Genomic DNA, 9,328 nt, shown 5'->3' with positions numbered 1-9,328 from the left:
GAAGGGGGCACCACCGTTAGCCCTGCCGGAACACCAGCGCCTTCAGCCCGCCCACCGGATCACTGTCGGGAAACTCCGGCGGGTTTGCCAGGCGCTCCACAAACACCAGATCCGGCGCATCCGCCGCCATCCCCTCGATCAGAAAGTCCGGGCCGATCGCCGGGTCGTTCACACACGCCAGCACCGTCCCGCCCTCACTCAGCAACTCGGGCAAACGCCGCAGGATCTTGCTGTAGTCCTGGGTCAGCACAAGCTGCCCTTCTGGACGTCGGCGGGTCATGATGATCAGGTCGTACGGCCCACCCTTGCGTACCTTGCCCCACGACTTGAACAGTTCATGCCCGAGAAACCCCACCCGCCCCAGGTCATGCCCATTGAGCCGATGGTTGTCGCGCCCGCGACTCAGGGCCGAACGCGCCATGTCGAGGTTGACCACCTGCTCGGCCCCACCGGCAATCGCCGCCACCGAAAAACCGCAGGTGTAGGCAAACAGGTTGAGCACACGCTTGCCCGCCGCCTGCTCGCGTACCCACCGCCGGCCGTAACGCATGTCCAGAAACAACCCGGTATTCTGCTTCAGGCCCAGGTCCAGCTGATAACGCAGGCCGTCCTCGTCGATCACGCGCTGCTCGCACGGCTCGCCCAGCAGCCACTGGCCAGGACTCTCCGGCAAGTAGCGGTGCTGGATCAGCACTGCCTGCCCAGGCCATGCAGGGCTGGCAGCCAGGTTGCGCAGCATCTGCTCAAGCGCGGCCAACTGCCCTTCGGGCGGCTCGCGAAACAGTGACACCAGCAGCACGCCCTGCAACCAGTCGACGGTGATCTGCTCAAGCCCCGGCCAGCAGCGCCCGCGCCGTGGAACACACGGCGGGTTTCGGTTGGCGCAGGGCTCAGGGCACCGAGCAGGTGCGCGTGAAGGGTGGCAATCGCAGGCATCATGGCAACATCACTGAGGGTAAAGCCGCCTATTCTACCCCCGCTCGGCCACCGCCCGCTTGCCAGGCTTGAACCACCAGCCCTGCTGCATGCCGGCTGCGGCCAGCAGGATTGCCGCAACGCCTAGCCATTGCAACGCGCTCAACCGATGGCCGAAGGCAAACCAGTCGACGAAGATCGCCGCGATCGGATAGATGAACGACAGTGCGCCGGTCAACGCTGTCGGCAGTTTCTGGATGGCGCCGTACAGCAGCACGTACATCAGGCCGGTGTGCACGATGCCCAGCGTCACCAGGCTGGCCAGCTCGCGCGCGGTGCCCGGCAGGCCGCTGGTGTGGGCAAACGGCGCCAGCAGCAGGATGCCGGTGCTTACCTGGATCAGTGCAATCAGGTGCGGTGGCGTGCCGCTCAGGCGCTTGATGATGAGGGCAGCGACCGCGTACAGAAACGCTGCGCCCAGCGCCAGCGCGATGCCCAGCAGGTACTCGCCGCCACTGCCCTGGCCGCTGCCATGGGCACTGACGATGGCCAGCATCCCGGCAAACGACACGCCCAGCCAGAACAGCTTGGGCACACTGAGCTTCTCTCCCAGAAACAACGCCGCCAGCCCTACCAGCATGAACGGCTGGACGTTGTACACGGCCGTGCCGATGGCAATCGAGGCACGCGAGTAGGACGCAAACAGCAACACCCAGTTGCCGACAATGGCCACCCCGCTGAGCACCGCCAGGGCAAAGGCCGCGCGGCTGAGGATGCCCGGCCTGAGAAAGCCCAGCAGCGCGCACACCAGCAGCAGCGTGCCGGCACCGAACACGCAGCGCCAGAACACCACCTCCAGCACCGGTTGTCCCGACACCAGCACAAACCAGCCGATGGTGCCGGATATCAACATCGCGGCGACCATCTCCAGCGACCCACGGCGTATTGAACTGTCCATCTCTCACCTCCCAGACGATGGGCAAATTATGCGAGCGCCGGGTACGCCCCTTCCAGAGGAAAAAAAAAGGCTAGAATTCAGGCCTACCTTTTTTATCAAGGCAGAACTCTGGTTCTGCCTTCGAGGCCCGTATGACTGACGATATCGACCAGCTGTTGATCAAGGCGCTGATGGAAGACTCGCGCCGTTCGCTGAAGGCGCTGGCGCAGCTGAGCGGCCTGTCGGCGCCCAGTGTCAGCGAGCGCTTGCGGCGCCTTGAAGAGCGCGGCGTGCTCAAGGGCTACACCGTGGAAATCGACCCGCGCTGCTTTGGCTACCAGTTGCAGGCCATCGTACGCATTCGCCCGCTGCCGGGGCAGTTGCAGGAAGTGGAGCGCCAGATCATGGCCATTCCCGAGTTCACCGAATGCGACAAGGTGACCGGCGACGACTGCTTCATCGCGCGCTTGCATGTGCGCTCGATGGAGCAACTGGACACCCTGCTCGACAAGCTCAACAGCCATGCCGAGACCAACACCGCGATCGTCAAGAAGAGCCCGGTCAAGCGGCGGCTGCCACCGATGGCGTGAGGGTAGCGGCGTCAGATGGCTGCACAACAGCAGCCATCAGAAAAGCTGGCGCACTATGCTAGCCTTGCACCCCTCTCCCGCAAGGACGCCTCACCACCATGTTCGCTTTCCCACGGCCCCTCTGCATGCTGGGCCTGGTACTGGCCTTCACCACGGCCCACGCCACCGACCCGATCAACGTGTACGAGGGCACCCTCGGCGAACGCAAGGTGCAAGTCGCCCTGCAATACACCTCGCAGTACGAATTCGTACAAGGCTACCTGCTGGACTCCCAGCGCCACACCAGCCTGCCGCTGGAGATCACGCCCTACAGCAAGGATGTGCCGCTGCTGATCAACATCATGGATGACCCGCGCATGCCGGGGGCAGCGCTGCGCGCGCGGCCGTTCGTGTTTAGCCATGACCGCGACTTCAGTGGCGAATGGATCGACCTGCGCAGCCGCGAGCGCGTGCCCTTCTCGCTCACGCGCACAACCCGCTTCAGCGATGAACAACGTTCGAGCTGGCAAGGCGAATTGCTGCAGCAGCCGCAGAACCGCCGCATGAGTTTCTATGTACACGCGAGCAAAGCCGAGGGCGAGTACGTCGGCAAGGTCGACCGCATCACCATCATCGACCTGGGCAGCGGCAAGCCCGTGCAGGTGCTCAGCGACCTGGCGCTGGCATTCAATGGCAGCACCAGCCTGAGCTTCGCCGACTACAACGGTGACGGCGTGATCGACTTCAAGGCGTCGCCCATCGGCGAGCGCGCCAGTGGCGGCGCCAACAAGGCGCCGGACCAGTTCTACCTGTACCAGCCGAGCAGCCACACCTACCAGCGCCATGCCGAACTGGAGGCGTTGGGTGACAAAGGTGCACTGAAGTTCCCCTCCCCCGGCTGGGTGGCGCAGCGCCAGGACAGCAACTACGACACCGCGACCAGCGACTGGCAGTACTACCACTTCGTCGACCCCCAGCAACTGGTGTGGCAACGCCACAGCGTGGAGCCCTTCTGATGCCACTTCGTACCGTATTCGCCTGCCTGCTGCTGTGCCTCAGCGCCAATGCCCTGGCTTACCAATCCGTGTACCAGGGCAAGCTGGGCGGGCAGCCGATCACCCTGGTGATCGAGCGCAGCAACAACTATGTGGCCGGCATCTACTACTACGACCGTTATCACACGCCGATACGGCTCAAACCCACGCGCCACACCAGTTACTACAATTTCGCCATCGACGAACTCGACAACGGGGGCCTGCCCACCGCACGCCTGCACTTTCAGAAAGCCGAGTTCGGCAGCCACGCACTCCCGCTGCAAGGCACCTGGACCGAGTACGCCAGCGGCAAGCAATTGGCGTTCACGCTCACCCTGGTGGCCGACCTCGGGCTGCAAACGCCCTGGCCCGGTGCAGTGCTGCCACAGGCAGCCTCCACCGAGCGCTTCTATTTTCAGCTACCGATGGAAAAGGCCTATGCGCCCATCGAGACGATCCAGGTGCTGAACAAGGCCAACGGCACACTGCTGCAGACACTGGACGTGAACGTACCCGGCTGCCGCAGCAAGGGCATCGATACGCTTGAGGTACGCCTGCAGGGTGGTGCGACCCAGGTGCTGGTGCCCGCCAGCCCCTACTGCCTGGGCAAGATATTCGAATGGCGCGAGGCCAGCGGTCGCTTCGAAACGCTGAACTGAGCACTCAGCTGGGGCAGGCGTGATCGCCGTTGTTCAGGCCCTGCTTGTAGTTGCGGCTGAGCAGGCTGGCCTTGCCATCGTGCCAGGTCAAGGTCAGCACATACATCGAGTCGAAATCATCACCGCTCCAGTCGTCGGTGATGGTGCGCGCCTCGCCCAGTGCCTTGCCGGCCACGGTGTTGATCAGCTCGGGCAGGTAGCCGTGGGACCAGGCGGTATAGACGGTGGCGTTGCGGTACTTGTCCTGCAGCAATTCGTCGGCCAGGTCGCCGGTGTCGTTGGCGCCAAAGTCGATGTTCACCGGCAGGCCGAGCTTGATCGCACTGGGGCTGATGGTCATCAAGGGACGGATGTAACTGTAGGCATCGTCATTGCTGCCCTCCTCGACTTCGCGGCTCGGGTTGGCGGCAAACACATAGTCGGCAGCGCCGAACTTTTCCGGCAGCAAGGTGGCGAGGTCCAGGGCGCGGTTCAGGCCCTGGCAGTTCAGTTGACCGAGGCCTTCCCCCGGTTTCTCGGCGTGGCGCAAAAATACCAGGGTCTGGATGCCGTCTACAGGCTGCGCACGGCTTTCCAGCGCCTCGAAGGTCAGCATGGCAGCGCCAGCGATCAGCGGGAGGGAAAACAGCACAGGGCGATAACGCCGAAAAACAGAAGGCAACTTCATGGCACGGGCTCTTTACGGCAAAAGGGGTTGAGGCTGACCCGCCTGTGCCACCCCACGGCAACGCCGCGGGGTGATCCCTGTCGGTCGTTCCATCCGTGGAAACGGGCGAACGTCAGAGTGCCAGACGTTCGTTTGGTTCATCCCTGACGGCTACTTCCCTAGCCCCGCAGGCAGTCTAGCGCCAGGGTATTGCAGGAATAAGTCGCTGCGCAGCGCACCCGGCAGCCCACACGCCGTACCCCATTTGTACCCATCATAAGTTGTACGACGACTGACGACATGACAGACTAGCTTCGTAACAATTCATGTCGAGATGCTGTCTGGCGTTTCGACACCCCCGCACGCCCATAACAAAAAGAAGGTCAATGGAATGAAAATACGCGGCATACGCTGGTGGATGGTCAGCCTGGTCACGGCCGGATTGGTGGTCAATTACCTGGCCCGCAACACCCTGTCGGTGGCAGCGCCGACGCTGATGAGCGACCTATCGATCAGCACCGAGCAATACGCCATGATCGTCGCCGCCTGGCAAGTGTGCTACGCGCTGATGCAGCCGGTGGCGGGCTGGATCATCGACTTCATCGGCACCAAGCTGGGCTTTGCGCTGTTTGCCCTGGCCTGGTCGGCGGCCTGCGCCGCGGCGGCCCTGGCCACCGGCTGGCAGAGCCTGGCGTTCATGCGCGGGCTGCTGGGCATGACCGAGGCGGCCGGGCTACCGGCCGGGGTCAAGGCCACTACCGAATGGTTCCCGGCCAGGGAGCGCTCGGTGGCCATCGGCTGGTTCAATATCGGCTCGTCCCTCGGTGCGCTGCTGGCCCCCCCGCTGGTGGTCTGGGCCATCCTGCACAGCGGCTGGCAACTGGCGTTTCTGATCGTCGGTGCCGCGGGCATCCTCTGGAGCGTACTGTGGATGCTGCTGTACAAGCACCCGCGTGACCAGAAGCGCATGACGGATGCCGAGCGCGACTACATCCTCGCGGGGCAGGAAGCGCACTTCAAGCAGGAAGGCAAAGACCCCAGGGCCTGGAAGCAGATTTTCCAAAGCCGCAATTTCTACGCCATCGCCTCGGCGCGGATCCTCTCGGAGCCGGCCTGGCAGACGTTCAACGCGTGGATCCCGCTGTACCTGATGACCGAGCGTGGCATGAACATCAAGGAAGTGGCGATGTTCGCCTGGCTGCCGTTCCTGGCCGCCGACATCGGCTGCGTGCTGGGTGGCTACCTGAGCCCGTGGTTCCATCGCTACTGCAAGGTGTCGTTGTTCACCTCGCGCAAGATGGTGCTGGTGTTCGGTGCCAGCTGCATGATCGGGCCGGCCTGCATCGGCCTGGTCGAGAGCACCTACACCGCGATCCTGCTGCTGTGCATCGGCGGCTTTGCGCACCAGACGCTGTCGGGTGCGCTGTACTCGATCACCTCCGACTCGTTTGGCAAGGACCAGGTCGCGACTGCCACCGGCATGGGCGGCATGTGCGGCTACCTGGGGGCGGCGGCGTTCACACTGGTGTTCGGTGTGCTGGTGACCCAGATCGGCTATAACCCGCTGTTCGTGGTGCTGGCGGTGTTCGATATCGTCGCGGCGGTACTGGTGTGGTGCGTGGCCCGCGAGTTGGTCAGCGACGCGCGTCCGAGCGCCGCACCCGAGGCTTGCCTGCCGGCACTTGAACCGCGATAAACCACTTGGGTTTGATGCGGCCGAAATCCAGCCGACGGTTGTGCTTGAGGGCTTTTTTCGAGTCCAGTACGTAGCAGCCGTCGGCTTCGCGCACGAACACCACCCAGTGCCAGAATGGCCGGCCCTTTGCGAGCCGCCACTTGATTGCCAGCAAGGCGCGATCGGGCAGTGCCTGCCAGTCGCTAAACGGCGTTTGCTGTGGGGCTGCATCGATGCCCAGCGCCTCGAGCAGGCGTCGGACATAGGTCGTGTCCGACCACAGCTGCGAGTCTTCGGCGTGAATCCCCAGCTGGTTGGCCACACGCCGCGAGGTGGCGTAGTCGACCTGCGCCAGGGCGGCGCAGGCGGCGATGCCGCAACCGGAAATCTGTTCTTGTACGACCGCTTCCATGCGTGGGCTCCTTCAATCGTCGCGGGTGAGGACTTCGAGCAGTTCGATCTCGAAAGTCAGGTTCGAGTGGGGTGGGATCCTGCCCATGCTGCGCGAATCGTAGCCCAGGTGGGCGGGCACGATCAGCTTGCGTTTGCCGCCGACCTGCATGCCCATCAGGCCCTGGTCCCAGCCCTTGATCACGCGGCCGGTGCCGATCACGCACTGGAAAGGCTTACCGCGCTCGTGGGAGGAATCGAAGATCGTGCCATCGTCGAGCCAGCCGGTGTAGTGGCTCGTGATGAGCGCGCCCTTGACGACGGCTTTGCCGTCACCGGGTTGGATATCGATGATTTGCAGTTCGTTGCTCATGCTGTGCCTCTGGCAGGTACGGACGTTTCTTGCCGCTGCCTTTTCGCAGGAATGTCGGGCTTTTGCAAGGTCTGGAGCGCGTCCACCTACGCTACAACCCCTTGTACAGCGGGTTCATGCTGACGCATCGACCAGCACACCCCGCCCACCACCAGCACAATCGCCGCGGCCTCCAGCAGGCTCGGCCCGCTCTGGCGCCAGATGAATGCATAGAGCAAGGCAAACACGGTTTCGAACACGATCAACTGGCCACTCAAGGTCAGCGGCATGCGCTTGGCCGCCGCATTCCACAACACCCCTGCCAGCCACGACCCGAACAGCGCACACCCCAGGCTGAACAGCCAGAACAACTGCCAGCGCTCGAGCGACGCCTGCACCTGCAACTGCTGCGGCTGCCACCACCACAGCGCCGCCACCAGCAACAGGCTGAACACCCCCGTCATCACGCCGCTGAACACCGACCACTGGTGGCTGTCCAGATGCCCACACTGGTTGAGATAGCGGCTGTTGTGCGTGGCGTACCAGGTCCAGCACGCCAGCGCACACACCCCATACACCAGGCCGATCAGCTTGTCCGCCGCGTCGCCCTGCTCCACCGCAAAGGTCTGCAGGTTGACACACAGCATGCCCAGCAGAATCAGCGCCAGCGGCCCCACCAGCCGCGACAGTGCCACCGCGCCACGGTCGTTGCGGCCATACAGGGTGATGGTCAACGGCAACACGCCAACGATGAGCGAGGCCGGTGCCACGCCCAGCCGCTGAATCGCCGCCACCAGGCACATGAAATACAACAGGTTGCCGACCAGCGCCAGGCGCGCCAGCATCCACACATCTGCCAGGCGTACGCGGCGTAGCGCCGCGCGCATCGGCAGCAGCAACAGCAACGACACGCCCCCCAGCAACACGAACCGCGCACAGGCCAGCAGCACCGGGCTGAATTCCGGCAGCAGCTGCGGCACCATCAGCACCATGCCCCACATTGCACCGGCCATGCCGGCGTACGCCACACCCTGTTTCACGTACCTGCACCTCAGTTGTCAGAGCGCGCAGGCTAGCCAAACCACAGGCCACGGACAAAAGATCATTCGGCATGCAGGCATTCCCCCACGGAATACCGTTGACGTGCAAAGCAGCAGGTTTAACATTCTGCCATTCCCCGAGCGTAGACCTGTACATGAGCCGTTTCAGCCGTCACCTGCCCCCGCTGGACACCTTGATTGCCTTCGAGGCCGTGGTGCGCACGGGCAGTTTCACCCGCGCCGCCAACGAGCTGTACCTGACCCAAAGCGCGGTGAGCAAACAGATCAAGCTGCTGGAGGAGCACCTCGGCGCCCCGCTGTTCGAGCGCCGCGCCCGTGGCATCACGCTCACCGCGGCCGGCAGCGGCTTCAACGCCATCGTCGAACCCCTGCTCGACAGCTTGCTGGCCAACGTGTTGCGGCTCAGGAACGGGCACGGCAGCCGCAATGTCAGCGTCATCTGCACCCATGCGGTGGCGCAGTACTGGCTGTTCCCACGGCTGTTGCAGTTCAACGCACAGCACCCGGAACTGACCGTGAACATCCATGCCAGCAACGAGATGGGCGAAAGCACGCTGGCCGACTACGACTTCGGCGTGCTCTATGGCCACGGCCGCTGGAGTTCGTTGCAGGCCGACAAGCTGTTCGACGAATGCATCTACCCGATCGTCAGCACCCAGCGCACCCTGGCACCGGCCGACTCATTGAGCGCGTTGCAGGCGCTACCGCTGATACAGCTGGATGCCTCGGCCTGGAACTGCCTGGACTGGCCCGACTGGTTCGCCCACCTGGGCGTGCGCTACAAGGCGCCGGCAGACGCGGTGACGTTCAACCAGATCACCCTGGTGTTCGACGCCGTGATGCAGGGTATGGGGGTTGGCCTGGGCTGGGAGTTCATGGCCCGCGAGCGCATCGCCAGCGGGCAGATCCGGCCGGTATCGGAGTTTGTCGTGCGCACCGGCCAGGCCGACTACCTGGTGCACGACAAGCAGCGGGTGTGCTCGCCTGCAGCGCAGGTGTTCAAGGACTGGTTGCTGGCGCTCAACTGAACTAGCAGCACGACCTACCGGCCTTTTCGCTGGCAAGCCAGCTCCCACAGGGACAGCGGTGA

Annotated in this window: 10 protein-coding genes and 1 pseudogene; 5 read left to right on the top strand and 6 right to left on the bottom strand. The window is 63.9% G+C overall.

Going from position 1 to position 9,328, the window contains the following annotated elements; translation table 11 throughout:
• Nucleotides 1-16 precede the first annotated feature (16 nt).
• Both G3436_RS15380 and G3436_RS15375 read right to left on the bottom strand, forming a co-directional pair.
• Nucleotides 17-939: pseudogene (locus tag G3436_RS15380) on the bottom strand (class I SAM-dependent methyltransferase).
• Nucleotides 940-970: 31 nt separating this feature from the next.
• A complete protein-coding gene (locus tag G3436_RS15375; RefSeq protein WP_163946451.1) occupies nucleotides 971-1,873 on the bottom strand; it encodes a DMT family transporter in 903 nt (300 codons plus the stop codon).
• A gap of 131 nt (nucleotides 1,874-2,004) precedes the next feature.
• Here G3436_RS15375 and G3436_RS15370 point away from each other — a divergent pair, with 131 nt between their 5' ends.
• From G3436_RS15370 to G3436_RS15360, 3 genes are all read left to right on the top strand, one after another.
• Nucleotides 2,005-2,442 (top strand): Lrp/AsnC family transcriptional regulator, encoded by a 438-nt coding sequence (locus tag G3436_RS15370; protein WP_163946448.1) that lies wholly within the window; start codon nucleotides 2,005-2,007, stop codon nucleotides 2,440-2,442.
• A gap of 125 nt (nucleotides 2,443-2,567) precedes the next feature.
• Nucleotides 2,568-3,437: a hypothetical protein gene (locus G3436_RS15365; RefSeq protein ID WP_163946445.1), complete on the top strand. Its 870-nt coding sequence runs from the start codon at nucleotides 2,568-2,570 to the stop codon at nucleotides 3,435-3,437.
• Nucleotides 3,437-4,114, top strand: a complete 678-nt coding sequence (locus G3436_RS15360; RefSeq protein WP_163946442.1) for a hypothetical protein — start codon at nucleotides 3,437-3,439, stop codon at nucleotides 4,112-4,114. The genes G3436_RS15365 and G3436_RS15360 overlap by 1 nt, the downstream gene beginning before the upstream one ends.
• A gap of 4 nt (nucleotides 4,115-4,118) precedes the next feature.
• Here the strand turns inward: G3436_RS15360 and G3436_RS15355 are convergent, their stop codons facing one another.
• On the bottom strand, nucleotides 4,119-4,781 hold the full coding sequence (locus G3436_RS15355; protein ID WP_163946440.1) for a histidine phosphatase family protein: 663 nt from the start codon (nucleotides 4,779-4,781) through the stop codon (nucleotides 4,119-4,121).
• A 370-nt stretch (nucleotides 4,782-5,151) separates the two neighbouring features.
• On the opposite strand from G3436_RS15355, the gene G3436_RS15350 reads away from it, so the two are divergent.
• On the top strand, nucleotides 5,152-6,456 hold the full coding sequence (locus G3436_RS15350) for an MFS transporter (RefSeq protein WP_163946438.1): 1,305 nt from the start codon (nucleotides 5,152-5,154) through the stop codon (nucleotides 6,454-6,456).
• On the opposite strand, the gene G3436_RS15345 is transcribed toward G3436_RS15350, so the two are convergent.
• The 3 genes from G3436_RS15345 to G3436_RS15335 form a co-directional block, all read right to left on the bottom strand.
• A complete protein-coding gene (locus G3436_RS15345) occupies nucleotides 6,395-6,847 on the bottom strand; it encodes a hypothetical protein (RefSeq protein WP_163946435.1) in 453 nt (150 codons plus the stop codon). The two genes, G3436_RS15350 and G3436_RS15345, sit on opposite strands and share 62 nt — an antisense overlap.
• A gap of 12 nt (nucleotides 6,848-6,859) precedes the next feature.
• Entirely contained in the window at nucleotides 6,860-7,198 is a 339-nt protein-coding gene (locus G3436_RS15340) for an FKBP-type peptidyl-prolyl cis-trans isomerase (RefSeq protein ID WP_163946433.1), read from the bottom strand.
• Nucleotides 7,199-7,284: 86 nt separating this feature from the next.
• Nucleotides 7,285-8,217 carry an EamA family transporter gene (locus G3436_RS15335; RefSeq protein ID WP_163946430.1) on the bottom strand — a complete coding sequence of 311 codons (933 nt, stop codon included), beginning with the start codon at nucleotides 8,215-8,217 and terminating at the stop codon, nucleotides 7,285-7,287.
• Nucleotides 8,218-8,372: 155 nt separating this feature from the next.
• Between G3436_RS15335 and G3436_RS15330 the strand changes: the two genes are divergently transcribed.
• Entirely contained in the window at nucleotides 8,373-9,266 is an 894-nt protein-coding gene (locus tag G3436_RS15330; RefSeq protein ID WP_163946427.1) for a LysR substrate-binding domain-containing protein, read from the top strand.
• The last annotated feature ends 62 nt before the right edge of the window (nucleotides 9,267-9,328 follow it).

Origin of the sequence: Pseudomonas brassicae (assembly GCF_010671725.1) — a bacterium.
Taxonomy (GTDB): domain Bacteria; phylum Pseudomonadota; class Gammaproteobacteria; order Pseudomonadales; family Pseudomonadaceae; genus Aquipseudomonas; species Aquipseudomonas brassicae.
The sequence above is the reverse complement of the archived record's forward strand: the minus strand, read 5'-3'. Positions and strand labels throughout refer to the sequence as shown.

Bases quoted from the DNA above. Each gene is read 5' to 3' on its own strand.
- G3436_RS15330 (WP_163946427.1), top strand. From the start codon at position 8,373: ATGAGCCGTTTCAGCCGTCACCTGCCCCCGCTGGACACCTTGATTGCC.
- G3436_RS15360 (WP_163946442.1), top strand. From the start codon at position 3,437: ATGCCACTTCGTACCGTATTCGCCTGCCTGCTGCTGTGCCTCAGCGCC.
- G3436_RS15370 (WP_163946448.1), top strand. From the start codon at position 2,005: ATGACTGACGATATCGACCAGCTGTTGATCAAGGCGCTGATGGAAGAC.
- G3436_RS15375 (WP_163946451.1), bottom strand. From the start codon at position 1,873: ATGGACAGTTCAATACGCCGTGGGTCGCTGGAGATGGTCGCCGCGATG.
- G3436_RS15355 (WP_163946440.1), bottom strand. From the start codon at position 4,781: ATGAAGTTGCCTTCTGTTTTTCGGCGTTATCGCCCTGTGCTGTTTTCC.
- G3436_RS15365 (WP_163946445.1), top strand. From the start codon at position 2,568: ATGCTGGGCCTGGTACTGGCCTTCACCACGGCCCACGCCACCGACCCG.
- G3436_RS15340 (WP_163946433.1), bottom strand. From the start codon at position 7,198: ATGAGCAACGAACTGCAAATCATCGATATCCAACCCGGTGACGGCAAA.
- G3436_RS15350 (WP_163946438.1), top strand. From the start codon at position 5,152: ATGAAAATACGCGGCATACGCTGGTGGATGGTCAGCCTGGTCACGGCC.
- G3436_RS15345 (WP_163946435.1), bottom strand. From the start codon at position 6,847: ATGGAAGCGGTCGTACAAGAACAGATTTCCGGTTGCGGCATCGCCGCC.